19 protein-coding genes are annotated in these 15,284 nt (G+C 63.8%); 11 read left to right on the plus strand and 8 right to left on the minus strand.

Annotation, left to right across the window (positions count from 1 at the left end; all coding sequences use genetic code 11):
- The first annotated feature begins 76 nt into the window (after window positions 1-76).
- Window positions 77-841, plus strand: coding sequence for an SDR family NAD(P)-dependent oxidoreductase (locus HCH03_RS09190; RefSeq protein WP_221689257.1), 765 nt, complete (start codon window positions 77-79; stop codon window positions 839-841).
- A 273-nt stretch (window positions 842-1,114) separates the two neighbouring features.
- On the opposite strand, the gene HCH03_RS09195 is transcribed toward HCH03_RS09190, so the two are convergent.
- The 3 genes from HCH03_RS09195 to HCH03_RS09205 all read right to left on the minus strand — a co-directional run bounded on the left by HCH03_RS09195 (window position 1,115) and on the right by HCH03_RS09205 (window position 4,832).
- Window positions 1,115-2,416: an MFS transporter gene (locus HCH03_RS09195; protein ID WP_221689258.1), complete on the minus strand. Its 1,302-nt coding sequence runs from the start codon at window positions 2,414-2,416 to the stop codon at window positions 1,115-1,117.
- A gap of 405 nt (window positions 2,417-2,821) precedes the next feature.
- Window positions 2,822-3,703: a glycoside hydrolase family 25 protein gene (locus HCH03_RS09200; protein WP_221689259.1), complete on the minus strand. Its 882-nt coding sequence runs from the start codon at window positions 3,701-3,703 to the stop codon at window positions 2,822-2,824.
- A 382-nt stretch (window positions 3,704-4,085) separates the two neighbouring features.
- Window positions 4,086-4,832 (minus strand): biosynthetic peptidoglycan transglycosylase, encoded by a 747-nt coding sequence (locus HCH03_RS09205; protein ID WP_221689260.1) that lies wholly within the window; start codon window positions 4,830-4,832, stop codon window positions 4,086-4,088.
- 228 nt (window positions 4,833-5,060) lie between these two features.
- Between HCH03_RS09205 and HCH03_RS09210 the strand changes: the two genes are divergently transcribed.
- Complete coding sequence (locus HCH03_RS09210; protein ID WP_221689261.1) at window positions 5,061-5,471, plus strand: RrF2 family transcriptional regulator; 411 nt, start codon at window positions 5,061-5,063, stop codon at window positions 5,469-5,471.
- Between the two features lie 9 nt (window positions 5,472-5,480).
- Here the strand turns inward: HCH03_RS09210 and HCH03_RS09215 are convergent, their stop codons facing one another.
- The 4 genes from HCH03_RS09215 to HCH03_RS09230 form a co-directional block, all read right to left on the minus strand.
- A complete protein-coding gene (locus HCH03_RS09215; RefSeq protein WP_221689262.1) occupies window positions 5,481-6,194 on the minus strand; it encodes an ABC-2 transporter permease in 714 nt (237 codons plus the stop codon).
- 74 nt (window positions 6,195-6,268) lie between these two features.
- The gene (locus tag HCH03_RS09220; protein WP_185904665.1) at window positions 6,269-6,970 is read right to left on the minus strand and encodes an ABC-2 transporter permease; all 702 of its coding nucleotides are present in this window, start codon (window positions 6,968-6,970) and stop codon (window positions 6,269-6,271) included.
- Window positions 6,967-7,854 (minus strand): ABC transporter ATP-binding protein, encoded by an 888-nt coding sequence (locus tag HCH03_RS09225; protein WP_221689263.1) that lies wholly within the window; start codon window positions 7,852-7,854, stop codon window positions 6,967-6,969. The genes HCH03_RS09220 and HCH03_RS09225 overlap by 4 nt, the downstream gene beginning before the upstream one ends.
- Before the next feature lie 68 nt (window positions 7,855-7,922).
- Window positions 7,923-8,294 (minus strand): GntR family transcriptional regulator, encoded by a 372-nt coding sequence (locus HCH03_RS09230; RefSeq protein ID WP_080144642.1) that lies wholly within the window; start codon window positions 8,292-8,294, stop codon window positions 7,923-7,925.
- A gap of 295 nt (window positions 8,295-8,589) precedes the next feature.
- Between HCH03_RS09230 and HCH03_RS16395 the strand changes: the two genes are divergently transcribed.
- The 3 genes from HCH03_RS16395 (at window position 8,590) to HCH03_RS09245 (ending at window position 9,892) form a co-directional block, all read left to right on the plus strand.
- The gene (locus tag HCH03_RS16395; protein WP_246599907.1) at window positions 8,590-9,009 is read left to right on the plus strand and encodes a hypothetical protein; all 420 of its coding nucleotides are present in this window, start codon (window positions 8,590-8,592) and stop codon (window positions 9,007-9,009) included.
- A gap of 2 nt (window positions 9,010-9,011) precedes the next feature.
- On the plus strand, window positions 9,012-9,464 hold the full coding sequence (locus tag HCH03_RS09240; protein WP_221689264.1) for a PIN domain-containing protein: 453 nt from the start codon (window positions 9,012-9,014) through the stop codon (window positions 9,462-9,464).
- A 62-nt stretch (window positions 9,465-9,526) separates the two neighbouring features.
- A complete protein-coding gene (locus HCH03_RS09245; protein ID WP_080144644.1) occupies window positions 9,527-9,892 on the plus strand; it encodes an arsenate reductase family protein in 366 nt (121 codons plus the stop codon).
- 160 nt (window positions 9,893-10,052) lie between these two features.
- Here the strand turns inward: HCH03_RS09245 and dtd are convergent, their stop codons facing one another.
- Window positions 10,053-10,499, minus strand: a complete 447-nt coding sequence (gene dtd / locus HCH03_RS09250) for a D-aminoacyl-tRNA deacylase (RefSeq protein WP_221689265.1) — start codon at window positions 10,497-10,499, stop codon at window positions 10,053-10,055.
- A gap of 185 nt (window positions 10,500-10,684) precedes the next feature.
- Here dtd and bilS point away from each other — a divergent pair, with 185 nt between their 5' ends.
- From bilS to HCH03_RS09280, 6 genes are all read left to right on the plus strand, one after another.
- A complete protein-coding gene (gene bilS, locus HCH03_RS09255; protein ID WP_221689266.1) occupies window positions 10,685-11,206 on the plus strand; it encodes a flavodoxin family protein BilS in 522 nt (173 codons plus the stop codon).
- Between the two features lie 61 nt (window positions 11,207-11,267).
- The gene (locus HCH03_RS09260; RefSeq protein WP_221689267.1) at window positions 11,268-11,528 is read left to right on the plus strand and encodes a TfoX/Sxy family protein; all 261 of its coding nucleotides are present in this window, start codon (window positions 11,268-11,270) and stop codon (window positions 11,526-11,528) included.
- Between the two features lie 284 nt (window positions 11,529-11,812).
- Window positions 11,813-12,739: an NrfD/PsrC family molybdoenzyme membrane anchor subunit gene (gene nrfD / locus HCH03_RS09265; RefSeq protein ID WP_221689268.1), complete on the plus strand. Its 927-nt coding sequence runs from the start codon at window positions 11,813-11,815 to the stop codon at window positions 12,737-12,739.
- A gap of 17 nt (window positions 12,740-12,756) precedes the next feature.
- On the plus strand, window positions 12,757-13,161 hold the full coding sequence (locus HCH03_RS09270; protein ID WP_080144649.1) for a GntR family transcriptional regulator: 405 nt from the start codon (window positions 12,757-12,759) through the stop codon (window positions 13,159-13,161).
- Entirely contained in the window at window positions 13,148-14,116 is a 969-nt protein-coding gene (locus HCH03_RS09275; RefSeq protein ID WP_246599909.1) for an SPFH domain-containing protein, read from the plus strand. The genes HCH03_RS09270 and HCH03_RS09275 overlap by 14 nt, the downstream gene beginning before the upstream one ends.
- 380 nt (window positions 14,117-14,496) lie before the next feature.
- On the plus strand, window positions 14,497-15,270 hold the full coding sequence (locus HCH03_RS09280) for a DmsC/YnfH family molybdoenzyme membrane anchor subunit (RefSeq protein WP_221689269.1): 774 nt from the start codon (window positions 14,497-14,499) through the stop codon (window positions 15,268-15,270).
- The last annotated feature ends 14 nt before the right edge of the window (window positions 15,271-15,284 follow it).

The raw sequence follows: 15,284 nt of genomic DNA on the forward strand, positions 1-15,284 counted from the left end.
CGGAGCGCAGGACTCCGCGCTCGATGCGCCACGATACCATACGAGCAGGCGGTATTGGCGAGTCGAAGGAGACGACATGGACAGAGGCTTGAAGGACAAGGTGGTTCTCATCACCGGCGGCGGTGGCGGCATCGCGCGCGGTATCGAGCGGGCGTTCGCGACCGAAGGGGTGAGGTTCGTTCTCACCGACCTGTTCCCGGGTGGCTTGGAGGCTGCCAAGGAGGAGTTGGAGCGCGATTTCGGCTCCGAGGTGTTCACCGTCATCGCCGACGGCTCGAAAGAGGACGAGGTCCGCGCAGCCGTCGATGCGGGCGCCGAGCATTTCGGCGGCATCGACGTGCTCATAAACAACGCCCAAGCCTCCGCATCGGGGCTCACGCTGGTGCAGCACTCCGAAGAGGACTTCGACCTGGCGGTCCGATCGGGCCTGTACGCGACGTTCTTCTACATGAAGCACGCGTACCCGTACCTCAAGAAGTCCGCCGGCTCCGTCATCAACTTCGCCTCCGGTGCGGGCATCGGTGGAAATCCCGGTCAGAGTTCGTATGCGGCGGCGAAGGAGGGCATTCGCGGCATGAGCCGCGTGGCAGCGTCGGAGTGGGGCCCCGACGACATCAATGTGAACATCGTGTGCCCCATCGTCATGACGAAAGCGCTCGAGGAATGGCGCGAGCGCGAGCCCGAGATGTACGAGAAGAACATGAAGGCCATCCCGCTTGGCCGCTTCGGCGACGCGGAGAAGGACGTGGGACGCGTGTGCGTGTTCCTGGCCAGCTCCGACGCGTCGTTCGTGACGGGCGACACCATCATGGTGCAAGGCGGCTCGGGCATGAAGCCGTAGGGCGGCGCTCAGGCCCTTTCTTCAAAGCGGAAAAGGTGACGCGCCGAGGGCCGTAAAACGCTCTTCGTGGAGGCGGGACTTGTCCCGCCTCCACGGCAAGATGCGTCTTCGCAGGTCGAGTTGGCGGGGCTTGCCCCGCTTCTAGGGGCGGTCGACGAGCACGCGCTGCAGCGACTTTCGATACGGCTCCTTCGGCTTCAAAACATCGGCCCGTTTTTCGAATGCCCCATAAGATGCCTGATCCCTTTTGGGGCATTCACGGCGCGCTTCCGCCTATTCGGGCTGAACCGCCTCGGGCTCGATCGCGTTCCCATCCGCAACGCGCGGTGCGCGGTCGAGGGCGCGCACGCTCTTGGGCAGGTACACCACTGCGCCCAGCGCCAGGCAGATGGCGCCGTCCACCACGAAGAACGGGGCCACGCCGATGCTCTCGGCCAGCATGCCGCCCAGCGCGATGCCCACGGGCGAGGCCAAGCCCATGGCTGCCATGCACAGGCCCAGTGCGCGGCCCGTCTTCTCCTCGGGCACGTTGCGCTGGACGAGCGTGATGAGCGGGCCGTTGAACCAGGCGCAGGCCACGGCCATGACGGCGCAGAGCGCCACGAACGCCCAGAACATCGTGGGCGTGAGGAACCCGCAGGCCATGGTGGTGGCGCCTACGATAAGGGCCGCCACGCCGATGAGCAGCGCCAGGCGCTTGCCGCCGCCCCAGGCCATCAGCACGACCGATCCGGCCACCATGCCCACACCGAACGCCGCTTCCACGATGGAGGCCGCGTAGCCGTCGCCGCCGAAGTGGTCGAACGTCATGAGCGGGAAGATGGCGCCCAGCGGCGCGAACGCCACCATGCCCACCGTCACGCCGGCTATGAGGATGACCAGGCCGCGGTTGGCCGAAAGCGCGCGCCATCCGTCGCGCAGGTTCGCCAGCACGTGCTGGTTCTCGGCCCCTTTGTCGATAACGGTGGGGATCTTCGCCAGAGCCAGGCCCGCCACGGCCACGAGCGCGCCGGCGAAGTCGAGGAACATGACGGAGTGGAAGCCGATGGTGGTGTACAGGAAGATGCCGAACGCGGGCGCGCCGATGGACGCCACGCTCATGAGCAGCTGGTCGAGCGTGTTGATGCGCAGCAGGTGCTTCTCGGGCACGAGCAGCGGCATGGCGGCCATCATGGCGGGCCCGTGGAACGCCTGGCCCACGCTGCGCACGATGACAAGGATCATGAGCAGCGCGAACGACACCTGGCCCAGTAGGATGGCGATGCCCAAACCCAACGACACCACGCCCACGCTCAGGTCGGCGATGATCATGACGGTCTTGCGGTTATGCTTGTCGGCGATGACGCCGCCGAAGGGCGACAGCAGCCCCTGCGGCAGGTACGCGCAGATGGCGGCCGCGGACAGCATGAGGGCGCTGCCGGTGGTCTCGGTGATGTACCAGACCACCGCGTAGCCGGCGGCGTAGCTGGTTATCATGGAAACGGCTTGGCCGATCCAGATGGTGGCGATGACGGCGAGCCAGCGCTTGGGGAGCGGATGGCCCGCGGCGCTCAGGGTCATGGTGGACTCAGTCATGGATGGAGCTCCTTCAAGGTCGATGCGATGGGCGGCCGCGCGACGCGAGGTCGAGCGGTGTGCATTTCAGTGTGGGGTTGCGTACGCGGCCGCGCCAGCCATTCCGGTTGGCAAAAGAGGATGCAACGGGAAGTTGCGATGAGCGTCGGCGCGTGCGAACGTGCCGACTACAGAAATGCGTGGTGCATCGAAACAGAGCTCCTTGGTAGGTTTCAAGTCTGCACAGTCTAACGGCGCGTGCGAGGCGTGTCAAGCATGGGAGGAGGGACGTGGCTCCCCCTGTCATCCTGAGCGGAGGGCGCTTAGGGCCCGTAGTCGAAGGATCTTCGGCTACGCGGGAATTCCTTTGTCGAAGGTTCTTCGACTCCGCGCTGCGCGCTCCGCTCAGAATGACAGGGGGGTCTTCTACTTGGTGTCGAGCAACAGGTTCAGATCCACATTCGTGTTGATGCCCGCCACGGTGCCGGCGTTCGTGTACTGCCACATGACGAAGTCGAACTGCGCGTGGGGCAGGGCGGCGTCGTATTCCGCGAACCATACGGGACGGCCGCCCAGGCCGGCGCGGTCGTAGCGCGCCATATCGCCGCTGTTGCCGTAGATCATCGTGGAGTAGCCGCCCTGCTCGATGCGCTCGCAGAACGCCCGGGCGCAGGCGGTGAGCGTCTCGCGATCGAGCGCGTTCGCGCGGCCCGCGGCATCGTTCACCGGCTCGTGGTCGTACACGACGGGCAGGGCAAGATAGCGGCCGGCCAGCAGATTCAGCACGAATTCGGCCTCCTCGCGCGCTTCCTGAACGCTCGTGGCCTGCGAGAAGAAGTACGCGCCCACGTCCAGCCCGGCGCTCGTCGCGCCGTCGATGTTCTCGGCATACCGATCGTCGGCGTACAGGACGCCTTCGGTGTAGCCGCGGTTGCCCACGCGCACCAGGGCGAATTCGACGCCGTCGGCGGCAACGGCATTCCAGTCGATGGAGCCCTGATGGTCGGACACGTCGATGCCGAATCGGGAACTCAACACGCCGTCCTCGTAATAGGCCAAACGATCGCCAGAGCGCTCGAGGCCGCTCCAATCGTAGGGGCTCACATAGCCCGTCGGTGCGGCGACGTCGCTCGAGGGCGAGCAGCGCGCGGACAGCAGGCCGAAGGCGCCTGCCACGATTGCCAGCGCGACAAGGCCCACGACGATGCGCAGGGGTGTACGGCTTTCGGGCACGCGCGAAGCGGAGCCGTGCGAGCTGCGCCGCGTTGGTCGCGGCGCGCGGGGTGGAAGGGAGCCTTTCGTGTTCATGCGGTTCATCCTAGCAAAGCTCTGCGCCTTCTCGCGCGTTCTGCCGCTGACACCGTTGCGATTACAGAACTCCTCCGGTGCGTCCGGCGGCCTCTTCGGCCGTCAGGGGGGCTCGGATGCAGCGGAAGGGCCTTTTTTCGAGCAGAATTGACGGTAGGGTACGCCCTCCGAAGATGCGCAAGCGCTTTCGAAGGGCCTTTCGCGCCCACGGGATGATTACCGAAATGCGCGAGCAGGAGAAACGTCGTCGCGCCGCCCGAGTGTGAAGCCTTGACGCGCACCCTACCGTCAATTCTGCTCGGAAATCGGGGCTTGCACTGCGTTGGTCGGCGGGCCGCTGCGGTCGTATCTGCGACCGGCGGGTTGCACTGGGCGGCGAGTACTAGGCGCGAGCGCCTTGCGCGCCGATACGCGCGGCATCGGCCTCGTCGAGATAGTTGTACGCCACGAGCTTCTTCAGCACCTGCCCTTGGCGTTGATGGGCGAGGTCGGGGTTTTCCGAAAGCGCATAGGCGCTCGGGGCGTTCGGGATGCCGGCCAGCAGGGTGCATTCGCTCGCATCGAGCGCGCGTGGCGGTTTGCCGAAGTAGCCGGCGCTGGCGTTGCCGATTCCCTCGTAGCCGTCGCCGAAGTAGATCGAGTTCACGTACATCTCCAATATCTGCCGCTTCGAGAAGTGCTGCTCCATGGTCAACGCCATGAACACCTCGGCCACCTTGCGCTCGAGCGTTTGCTCTTGGGTGAAGTACTCGTTCTTCGCCAGCTGCTGCGTGATGGTGCTGCCGCCCTCCACCACGGCACCTGCCTTGATATCGTTCACCAGCGCGCGGCCGGTGGCTATGATGTCGAAACCCGGATGGGCGTAGAAGCGATGGTCTTCCACGGCCACCACGGCTTGCAGGTACAAATCGGGCAGCTCGTCGATGGGGGTGAACCCCTGCCGGCCTTCGATGCGTTGCTCGAGGTCGTTCAGAGGCAGGGCTTCGAGGGCGTCTCGGTACAGGTTGAACCCGCGCGCCGCGAAAAACGCGCTTGCGAGCACGACGAGGACGGTCGCCAGCACGAGCAGGTGCCCGGCAACCCGGGCGACGCGCTCGGCCGTGGTGGTGCGATGGGTGCTCGGAGCCATGGTGGCCGCCTTTCCTTTGATGCATGTCTACGTTATCCGTTATACCAAGCCTTCCTTAAGGAAACCTTACCCACCACTTGCCCCGGTCTTACATTCCTGAAAGGAAGACCGGTGCGGATATGATACCTTTGCGCTATACTTAACACAGGCAAGTGGTGATTCGCTCTCGCTACGAGGGTGTTTGCTTCGCGAGCGACCAGGGCAACGCGGTTAGGACGGTGGGGAAACATGATGATTTCGACGAAGGGGCGCTACGCCTTGCGACTCATGATCGACATCGCCAGCCGCGCGGAGGACGGTGTGCCCGTGACCATGCGCCAAGCGGCCGAGCGGCAAGACCTTTCCGTCAAATACCTTGAGCAACTGGGCGGCGCCTTGGTGAAGGCCGGCGTGCTGAAAAGCATTCGCGGCGTGAGCGGCGGTTACCTGCTGGCCCGGCCGGCCGAGGACATCACCGCCGGCGACGTGCTGCGTGCCACCGAGGGCAGCTGCGCGCCTGTGGCTTGCCTCGAGGAGGGCGCCGAAGCGTGCCCGCGCCGCGACGAGTGCGTGGCCATCAACTTCTGGCGCGGTTTGGATCGCACCATCGAGGACTACGTGGACGGCGTCTCGCTGGCCGACCTGGTAAAGATGGGCTAGCGGCGAGCGCTAGAAATCGAGGCGTCGGTAGATCTTGAGGCACACGACGCAGGATGCGAGGTAGAACGCCGCGGCCGCGGTTGCCAGGACGCCGGCCGCGACGAGGAAGCTTTCGGGCGACGCTGCGAGCGATGCGAGCCCGCGGAGAAACGGGGGAGCCGCCTCGGGCTTGATCCAGACGTTGATGACAGGGTTGATGGCAAGGATCGAGACCATCATGAGCAGGGCCATGGCGTAGCGCGTCGCGTTCGCGAAACCGAAGTTCAGGAACGCGGGCAGCATGATGCCTCCGGTGACGAGCGCCAATGCGAGCGACACCGCGACGGACCAGGAAAGTCCGACGACATCCAAACCGTCTGGGCGAAGCACGACCGCCGCGTAGGCGGGCACGCTTTGCACGGCGAGGGTTGCGAGAAAGTAGATGGCCGTACCTATCAGCGTGCCCGCTATGGCGATGGCCGCGAGGAACGCGTAGCGCCCGAGCACGACGTCGGCGCGGGTGAGGGGCAAAACCAGGCGAAAGCGGTTCCAATCGCGCTGGTCGTCGTGCATTGCCAGCGCTTGCGCGACCGATACCGCGGATATCTCGCCGAAATAGGGGATGATTCCCGGATGGCTGCCCATGATGAGCGCGGCGACGCCGCCCATGGCAACGAGCAGCAACAGGTAGCGCTTCATCAGCTTCTTCGTGGTGGTGAAGTCCATTAGGAACATCGCTTTCATGGAGCTCCTTCCGTTACGCGCTCTCGAGGCTCGGCGGATTCCGGGTTCCTCGAGAGCGCGCGTTTCGCCTCGCCCTAGAACTCCCGTTTCTCGTACAGCTTCACGGACAGCAGGCATGAGAGCACGGCGAGCACGGCCATGAGGGCGAGAACGGCCAGCGACAGGACGATGGTGCCCTCAGAGGTGACGGCCCAGGTGATCAGGTCGACGACGAACGCGGGCGGCGGGCCGGCCTGCTGTGCCAGCACGGTGCCGATGGGCAGGAAGGCGATGAAGGCCAGCGGGATGAAGCGCACCGCCTTCGTCATGCCGAAGCGTGCGACCAAGGGCAGTGCGATGAGCCAGAGGACGAGCGAGAACGCTACAGAGGCCACGGCCATCGCCAGCACCACCTGCCAGCCGAGCGGCTCGGAAAGCGAGGAGAGCACCGGTGCGTCCGGCAAGATCTGGGCCAGACCGTAAACGATGGCGGTGAGCAGCGCGCCAACAACCAGACCTGCCAGCGTCATGACGACGAACGTGCCGTAGCGGCCGCGGATGATGTCCGCGCGCGAGAGGGGCAGCGTCAGGCGGAACCGCTCCCAATCGTTGCGCTCGTCGTAGGCCACGAGCGTGAACCCGACCGAGTAGGCCAGCATGAGCGCCATGATGGGCATGATGGTGATGGGGGTTTGGGTGGACACCGCGATGACAAGGGACACGGCCACGCCCAGCACCATTTGGGACATCGCGATCTTTTTCGCGGTGAGCAGGTCGAACATGAGCATGGTTTTCATCGGACGTCTCCCTTCAGCATGAGCGACATGTAAGATTCGATGTCGGCGCGGTCGAGCGCGATGGAGGGGAACCGCGCGGCGAACTCCTGGCGGTCGGGTACGAGGACGGACGTGCCGTAGGTGTTGCGCTCGTAGTGCAGGGCGCCCGGAGCGAAGAAGCCGCTGTCCACCACGGCGTCGAACTCGGCCGCACGGCACTGGGCCACGCCGGCTAGGTCGGTGATGACGTCCTTCTCCACGGAGAACACGATGCGGCCCTCGTCGATGCACACGATGTAGTCGGCTATCTTCTCGAGGTCGCTCGTGATGTGGCTGGACATGAGGATGCCGCGATGCTCGTCGTTCATGAACAGGCGCAGCGTGTTGAGTGCCTCCTCGCGGGCCATGGGGTCGAGGCCGGCCGTGGCTTCGTCGAGCACGAGCAGGTCGGGGTTGTGCGCCAAGGCGCACGCCAGCGACAGCTTCATGCCCATGCCGCGCGACAGCTCCTTCACGGTTTTGTCCAGCGGGAGCTTGAAGGCGCGCGCGAACGTGTGGAACGCGCCCGGGTTCCAGTTCTTGTAGCACTGGTCCATGAGCTTGCCCACCATGTCCACCGTGAGCTCTTCAGGGAACGAGCACGTGTCGAACACCACGCCGATGCGCTGTTTGAGCTGGGCGAGCCGCTTTTCGGGCGCGTTCGAGACCTCTTCGCCGAACAGCGTTACGGAGCCGCCGTCGGGTCTGATGAGCCCGAGCACGGCCTTGATGGTGGTGGTCTTGCCGGCGCCGTTGGAGCCGACGAAGCCTACGACGCTGCCCGTCGGCACGCTGAGGGAGACGCCTTCGAGGTCGAAGTCGTCGTAGTGCTTTTCCAAGTTTTGTATGCGCAGTAAATCGCTCATCAGTCGTCACTTTCTTCTTGCGGTTGAACGGTCGGCGGATCCGAGCCCGTGCAGGCGGGGTTCCGCGATCAGTCCTCCATAAGGAGGTCGAGCATGTCGTGGAGTTCCTGCGCATCGACGCCGGCGTTTCTCGCCTCGTCGACCGCGCTGCCCAGCAGCTCCTCGATGTGCCGTAGGCGCTCTTCGCGCAAAAGCTCCATGTTGCCGCCGGCCACGAAACTGCCCTTGCCCTGCACCGTCTCGATGAACCCTTGGGCTTCGAGGTCGGCGTAGGCGCGCTTCGTGGTGATGACGCTGATGCGCAGGTCGTTCGCCAGCGCGCGCATCGAGGGGAGCTGGGCCCCTTCTGCGAGCGTGCCGTTCATGATGAGGTTCTTCATCTGAGCGGTTATCTGCTCGTAGATGGGCTTGTCGCTTGCGTTCGAGATGATGATGTCCACGGTGCTCCTTTATGGTTCCAGCGGGGAAGCGCCCGGCGTCCCGTGCGCCTCCGGCGGTGCGGCGGCGACGTCTCGTCGCCGCACCTGAGCGGCTGGAAACACGTTCTTTCCCACCGCCCGAGGGTTTTCGCTCTGCCGCGCGTCCTGCTTCGTAGTGTGCAGAGTGTATATACCCTATATGCACACTATAAACACTATGAAGGGCGCGTGTCAAGCGGAATAGGAAGGGAATTTTGCGACTTGAAAGTAATACTGTATTACACTATTATTAATTAAAAGAGAAAGGACGGACTCAATGGAGGCTGTAATGGAAAGAGGAGTTTCAAGAGAAGCCTCAAAGAAGGCTTCGAAGAAGCCAACCGGGAAAAAAGTCACTACGTCCGATTCTGTTGTCACCGCGCGCGTTCCCATGGAAATTAGGGAGCAAGGAAACGAGGTCTTGAAAAAAATCGGCGCTACCCCGACCGAACTTATTAATGCCGCATATAAATACGTCATAGATCAGGGGGAGCTTCCTAAAGCGTATCCATCGCTTGAAGAGGTGGCCGCACGACGACGTACGCTTACTCCCGAACAAAAAAGGAAGCTGAAAGAACGCGCAGAGGAAATGACGCTTCGAGCTCCGGATTCGTGGGAGGGGAAAACGTTTGATCAGTTGCGCGAAGAGGCTATGCGTGAACGATACCCTGAATACTACGATGAGGAACGAGGATAGATATGCGCCTTTTGCTCGATACGAATGTCATGTTGGATATCTTCGCGGCTCGAAAAGAATTCTATCACGAAGCGCTCGCCCTCAAGATCATGGGGCTTTCGCAGGATGCGGAGCTGTGGGTGTCGGCAAAGTCTTTTACGGACGTCTTTTACCTCATGAAGAATAGAGGAAAGTACGAAAGCGATTCCATCCAGGACATTTTCTTAGAGAATTTGGAATACCTGCATGTGTGCAAAGTCGAACAAGAGGACATTGTGGAGTCGGCGAAAATGAAATGGCCCGATTTCGAAGATTGTCTTGTCGCTCGATGCGCCGAGAAAGTGAAAGCCGATGTGCTCATAACGCGTGATAGAAAAGGATTTGAGCAGGCAAGCGTCAAGTCTTGCTCTCCCGTAACGTTTTTTGAGATGCTTGAGCGTGAGCATGGAATAGTCTATGACGAGATAGCGTGGTAATGGGTCGTTTTGAGACCGCTGCTTGCGCACTGCGGCGGTTGAGAAGATGAAGGGAGCGGTTTATGACTGACGTGCTGTTCGTGGAGTATCCGAAGTGCTCTACCTGCAAGAAGGCGAAGGCGTGGCTCGACGCGCACGGGGTGGGCTACGTCGACCGGCATATCGTGGAGGACAATCCGACGGCGGAGGAGCTGGCGGCATGGCGCGCGAAAAGCGGGCTGCCGCTGCGGCGCTTCTTCAACACGAGCGGCATGTTGTACCGCGAACGCAACGTGAAGGCTCTGCTGGATGCGGGCATGAGCGACGAGGACGCCTACGCGCTGCTCGCCGAGAACGGCATGATGGTGAAGCGCCCCATCGTGGTGGGGGACGATTTCGTGCTCGTGGGCTTCAAAGAAGCGGAATGGGAGCGCGCGCTGCTGGGCTAGAACCGACGCGCGGCATCGATCGTGTTGGTTGCTCCGTAGGGGCGCTCTCCAGAGCGCCCGCTCGCGCGGAGCGCGAGAACGCGAGCCTTGGTTGCTTTTCCGGCTTCGCCGGAACGGGCGCTCTGGAGAGCGCCCCTACAGGTCAACAGGGGGGATGCGCTTACAGGTTGTCGGTGTCGAGCACGAGCGTGAAGGGGCCGTCGTTCACCAGGGACACGTCCATGTAGGCGCCGAAGCGGCCGGTTTCCACGCGGGAGACGTCGCGCCGGGCGCGGTCGGCGAACCATTCGTAGAGACGGTTGGCCTCGTCGGGCGCGCCGGCTTCGGTGAACGAGGGGCGGTTGCCCTTCTTGCAGTTGGCGTAGAGCGTGAACTGGGACACCACCAGCACGTCGCCCGCCACGTCGGCCAGCGACAGGTTCGTCTTGCCGTCGGCGTCTTCGAAGACGCGCAGCCGGGATATCTTGCTCCACAGGCGCTCGGCCTGCTCTTCGCCGTCGTCGTGACCCACGCCCAGCAAGACGAGCAACCCGCGTCCGATGCTGCCCGCCGTTTCGCCGTCGATGTCGACCCGTGCGCTGCTCACGCGCTGAATGACCGCCCGCATGGACGCCTCCTTCGAGATGCCGCTCGCCGCACCGCTCGCCTTCGCATGAGCTACGGTGCCGCTGGTTTTGCCGTTCGGTTTAGTATAACGGGGTTTACAGCGTTGTCGGGCGGGCGTATAACCGTCGCATCCGATTCGCCGACGGCCCTGGTGCCGTCGATTCGAGAACGAGAGGGGCATCGTCCATGACGTACGCCATCGTATACGACAGCAGGACCGGCAACACCGAGCAGCTTGCACGTGCGGTGGCCGAGGCGTTGCCGGAAGAGGGCCGTCTGGCATTCGGGCGCGTGGGCGAGGTTGACGCTTCCGCTGCGGCGCGGGCCGATCGCCTGTACGCGGGCTTCTGGACGAACCGGGGCGATTGCACCGACGAGATGGCGGAGGTGCTGGCCGGTTTCGAGGGCGGGGAGGTGTTCCTGTTCGGCACGGCCGGGTTCGGCGCCGACGAGACGTACTTCGCGGGCGTGGCAGCGCGCGTGGCCGTGCACGTGCCCGAGTCGGCCGAGGTGGTGGGCACGTTCATGTGCCAAGGCCGCATGCCGCGCAGCGTGCGCGACCGCTACGAGCGCACGGCCGAGCAGAACCCGGCGCAGGCCGCGCGCATGGGGCAGCTCATTGAGAACTTCGACGAGGCGGCCGACCATCCCAACGCCGACGACCTTGCGCGCTTGCGCGACAAGGTGCGGTCGGTGCCGCTGGGCTGACGGGCTTGCGCACGTCCGACGGTTTCCCATCCCGCACGATCCGAACGAGAACGGAGACACCATGACGAAACTCATCGACCTTCCCAATATCGGTCCCCATGCCGCCGAGCAGCTCGCCGAGGTGGGCATTGCGACCGCCGAGGATCTGCTCGCCGTCGGCGCCGAACAGGCGTGGCTCAAAGTGCAGACCATCGATCCCGGCGTGTGCCTGCACATGCTTTACGCCTTGGAGGGCGCCGTGCAAGGCGTTCCCAAGAAGGAGCTGGATCCCGTACGCAAGCAGGAGCTCAAGGCGTTCATGGCCGCGAACCAGCCCGCGTAGTCTGGCGGCCGCGTCGAGCGCATGCGAAGCGGAGGCCGCAGGCCGGAGTCGAAGGATCTTCGGCAAAGAAAGATGTCCAATGCCGAAGATCCTTCGACTCCGTGCTTCGCACTCCGCTCAGGATGACAAAGGGGAGGGATGGCCGGCAGGCCGCCCCTGTGGGAACGACCACTACGATGGTTCTCGCTTCTTAGGCGATTTTGCTCGTTATCTTCGATGGGGCTGATTGTCGCACGACAAAATGTTATCCTGTGTGGCGAACCCGAAGCGGCGAGAGGGGAGCGGTGGCGTTCGGCGAGCTTATCGTGTGGTATCTGTTCCTGGGCGGCACCGCCGCTGGGAGTTTCGCGGTGCTCTCTGCCGTCGACCTCTACACGGCCTTCTCTCCGACGGCCAATCCGCGCATCTCCCGCACGCCCTGCGGGTACGCAGGCAATCGCTCGCATTCGACCACGCAAAGACGCATCGCGCGGACGGGATACGCCATCGCCTTCGCCCTGCTCGTGGTGGGCATGCTGTGCCTGCTGGCCGACTTGGGGCGGCCCGAGGCGTTCTACCTGCTCTTCCTCTATCCCACGAGCAGCTTCGTGTCGATCGGCACGTTCGCGCTCACGCTGTTCGCGGTGTGCTTGGCCGTGGCCCTTGCGGAGTCCGTGCTGACGCTCGGACCCGTGTGGGAGAAGGTCTCGCTTGCCGCGAAGGCGCTTGGCGCGGTGTTGGCGGTCGTCGTCATGGTGTACACGGGACTGTTGTTGCAGAACGTCGTTGCGGTGAGCCTGTGGCGGTCTGCGTGGCTGCCCGTCCTCTTCCTGCTGTCGGCGCTCTCGTGCGGGTGCGGGGTCGTTCTTCTGAGCACCTGCCTGTGCGAGAACTACACGGGCGCGCTCGCGTGGATCCGCGGTCTTTCGCTGGTGGACGCGTGCGTTATCGTGCTCGAAGCGGTTGCGGCTGCGGCGTGCGCGGTGACGGTGAACGCCGCGAGTGCCGCGCGGCCGTTCGACGCGCTGCTGGTCGGCGACCAATCCGCGGTGTTTTGGCTCGGTTTCGCAGGCTGCGGTATACTTGCGCCGCTGGTCCTCGAAACGTCCGCGCTGGTCGCTCGGCGCAGCCACCGAAGCGGCGTCGTGGCCGCCATGGCGGTGCTCATCCTAATCGGCGGTCTGAGCTTGCGGTTCGTGCTCGTGAACGCCGGCGTCCAAACCGCAGTCTGAGGAAACGGCGAGACAGAATGGTGACGAAGGAAATACCGGCATTCGCTTTCAACGATCAAAGCGATCTGCCGCTTTGGGTGCAACTGCGCGACCGCATGGCGTTCCTCATCAACTCGGGGTTCTACAAGCCCGGAGAGAAGCTGCCCACCGTGCGCAAGTACGCCGCCGATTTGCACATAGCCTACAACACGGTCAGCAAGGCGTATATGGGCCTCGAACGTGACGGTTACGTGACCACGGTGCGCGGCAGCGGCGTGTTCGTGAACGATCTGGGCACGTCGCATCGCGAGGACGGCCACGTCGACGTGCTGGTCGAGGAGTTCGTGAGAAGCTGCCTGGAAGAGGGAATGACGTACGACGACATACCCAAGCTCGTGTCCAAGCACATTCGGAAGGTGAAGAGGGCTCATGAAGAGAAATAGCAAAGAGCGCCCCGAACGGGACGAACGGGACTCGTATCGGCGCTCCGAGATGGAGTTCGGCGTGGCGGCCGACGCCTACCGATCCGACCCCAGCAGGAAGGCCACGCGCAACGGCGCCGTGATGGTGACCGTCGTGCTGGCGCTGGCGGCCTTTCTCGCGGTTCTCGCGCTGTGGTACGCGGTGTCGGGGGGACTCAGCCTGATCGGCATCGCCGTGGCGGTGTGCGTGGGGCTTGCGGTGCTCTCGTCCGTGCACGTGTGCTTGGAGTGGGAGCGCGCGGTGATCATGCGGCTGGGGCGCTTCAACCGCCTGGCGGGCCCCGGCATCTTCTTCAGCATCCCGCTGATCGAGTTCAGCACGCTGCGCGTCGACCAGCGCACGACCGCCACGCCGTTCGGGGCGGAGGAGGCGCTGACGAGCGACTTGGTGCCGCTCGACGTGGACGCCGTGCTGTTCTGGATGATATGGGATCCCGAGAAAGCCTGCATGGAGGTGGAGGACTGCCGCTTCGCCGTGGCGCTGACCGCGCAGACGGCACTGCGCGACGCCATCGGGCGCGCGTCGGTGTCCAACGTGGTGATGCGACGGCACCAGCTCGACCAGGAGCTGCAGGAGGCGGTGGAGGCGAAGGTCACCGACTGGGGCATCACGGTGCTGTCGGTGGAGATTCGCGACATCATCATCCCGAAGGAGCTGCAGGGCGTCATGTCGCTCGAAGCGCAGGCCGAGTGCCGCAAGAACGCGCGCATCACGCTCATGGAGGCCGAGCGCGACGTGTCCGCCATTTTGCAGGAGGTCGCAGAGACCTACACCCACGACGAGATTGCGCTCTCGTTGCGCAAGATCCACCTGGTGTACGAGGGCATGCAGGACAACGAGGGCACCGTGGTGGTGCCGAGCGCCTACAGCGAGGGCTTCACGATGGATCCGAACAAGGATGCTCCGAAGAAGTAGCCGCGCTGATCGTCCCGTAGGGAAAGGGCTCTGCCCTTGCCGCCGACCTGCGGAAACGTCGCCTGTTGAACGGCGAGGGCAGAGCCCTTGCCCTACGGGGAGCGTTCGCCTCTTGTCGCATATGCCTCAAAATAGAATAAAGTTAGCAAAAATTGTCGTGCGACACTCTTGATTGTCGCACGACAATTTTTCATAATGGGCATCAGAGGGATTTGGCCGATTTCCTGCAAGACATGCATCCGGGCGGTTTTCGCGCAGGCGCTCTTCTCAAAGGGAGGGCGCTCGCTTCAAACGCTTGGATGGGGCGTGCGCCGACCGGGTGCGCGCCGCAAAGAGAGGCGCCTGCTGAAAGCGGGCGTGAGGGAAGTGGAGGCTTGAGCATGGGGCTTGAATCTTTGTATCTGTTCACTATGCTGGGGGGCTTGGCTGCCGGCGCGTACGCGTTCGAGACCGGCTTGCGCCGCAAGCGCGAGGGCGCGCGGCCTTGGCTCGTTCCCCTGGTCGTCGTCGTGCTGTTCGCCGTGGGAATGATCGCGGCGGCGACGCACGTGCACAGCATTCCGCGCGCCATCGAGTCGGTGTTCGGCGGCACGGTCAACTTCGGATCCGGCATGATTCAGGAAGTGGCCGTTGCCGGGTGCTTCTTGGTGCTGGCCATCGTCGACCTTATCGTCACGTTGGTGAAGAAAGGCAGCCCTTACGCGCTGCGCATCGTGACGGCCGTCGTCGGCGTGGTCTGCATGGTTATGATGGGCCTGGCTTACACCGACATATACGGAAGCCCCGTCTGGTGCAACGTCCCGGCGACCGTCATCTCGTTCCTCGCCGGCGACCTGGCGATGGGCCTGGCCTTGTTCGCCCTGCTGGGTTCCGCGAGCTACGACGAGAAGCCGCTGCGCTGGTCGGCTTTCATCGTGAACGCCGCGCTGGCCATCGGCCTGTGCCTGGAGGCCGTCGCGTTCAACGGCGTCGGGCTGAGCCCGATAACCCAGATCGCGGGACTCGTCATCGCGCCGGTCGCATCCGTCGTGCTCGTGGCGCTTTCGTCGAAGATCAAAAACAAGACGGTGCTCGCGATTGCCGTCTGCGTCGTATCGATTGTCGGCATCGCCATCGCGCGCTACGCGTTCTACGCGGCCTGCATGGTGGCATAAGGAAGCGAAGGGGG

Source organism: Gordonibacter massiliensis (ex Traore et al. 2017) (assembly GCF_019731765.1).
Lineage (GTDB): Bacteria > Actinomycetota > Coriobacteriia > Coriobacteriales > Eggerthellaceae > Gordonibacter > Gordonibacter massiliensis.

Excerpts from the sequence above, each read along its gene's own strand:
- HCH03_RS09245 (WP_080144644.1), top strand. The coding sequence starts at position 9,527 with ATGACTGACGTGCTGTTCGTGGAGTATCCGAAGTGCTCTACCTGCAAG.
- HCH03_RS09210 (WP_221689261.1), top strand. The coding sequence starts at position 5,061 with ATGATGATTTCGACGAAGGGGCGCTACGCCTTGCGACTCATGATCGAC.
- HCH03_RS09240 (WP_221689264.1), top strand. The coding sequence starts at position 9,012 with ATGCGCCTTTTGCTCGATACGAATGTCATGTTGGATATCTTCGCGGCT.
- HCH03_RS09220 (WP_185904665.1), bottom strand. The coding sequence starts at position 6,970 with ATGAAAACCATGCTCATGTTCGACCTGCTCACCGCGAAAAAGATCGCG.
- dtd (WP_221689265.1), bottom strand. The coding sequence starts at position 10,499 with ATGCGGGCGGTCATTCAGCGCGTGAGCAGCGCACGGGTCGACATCGAC.
- HCH03_RS09215 (WP_221689262.1), bottom strand. The coding sequence starts at position 6,194 with ATGAAAGCGATGTTCCTAATGGACTTCACCACCACGAAGAAGCTGATG.
- HCH03_RS09200 (WP_221689259.1), bottom strand. The coding sequence starts at position 3,703 with ATGAACACGAAAGGCTCCCTTCCACCCCGCGCGCCGCGACCAACGCGG.
- HCH03_RS09280 (WP_221689269.1), top strand. The coding sequence starts at position 14,497 with ATGGGGCTTGAATCTTTGTATCTGTTCACTATGCTGGGGGGCTTGGCT.
- HCH03_RS09270 (WP_080144649.1), top strand. The coding sequence starts at position 12,757 with ATGGTGACGAAGGAAATACCGGCATTCGCTTTCAACGATCAAAGCGAT.
- HCH03_RS09205 (WP_221689260.1), bottom strand. The coding sequence starts at position 4,832 with ATGGCTCCGAGCACCCATCGCACCACCACGGCCGAGCGCGTCGCCCGG.
- HCH03_RS09275 (WP_246599909.1), top strand. The coding sequence starts at position 13,148 with ATGAAGAGAAATAGCAAAGAGCGCCCCGAACGGGACGAACGGGACTCG.
- HCH03_RS09195 (WP_221689258.1), bottom strand. The coding sequence starts at position 2,416 with ATGACTGAGTCCACCATGACCCTGAGCGCCGCGGGCCATCCGCTCCCC.
- HCH03_RS16395 (WP_246599907.1), top strand. The coding sequence starts at position 8,590 with ATGGAGGCTGTAATGGAAAGAGGAGTTTCAAGAGAAGCCTCAAAGAAG.
- bilS (WP_221689266.1), top strand. The coding sequence starts at position 10,685 with ATGACGTACGCCATCGTATACGACAGCAGGACCGGCAACACCGAGCAG.
- HCH03_RS09225 (WP_221689263.1), bottom strand. The coding sequence starts at position 7,854 with ATGAGCGATTTACTGCGCATACAAAACTTGGAAAAGCACTACGACGAC.
- HCH03_RS09190 (WP_221689257.1), top strand. The coding sequence starts at position 77 with ATGGACAGAGGCTTGAAGGACAAGGTGGTTCTCATCACCGGCGGCGGT.
- HCH03_RS09260 (WP_221689267.1), top strand. The coding sequence starts at position 11,268 with ATGACGAAACTCATCGACCTTCCCAATATCGGTCCCCATGCCGCCGAG.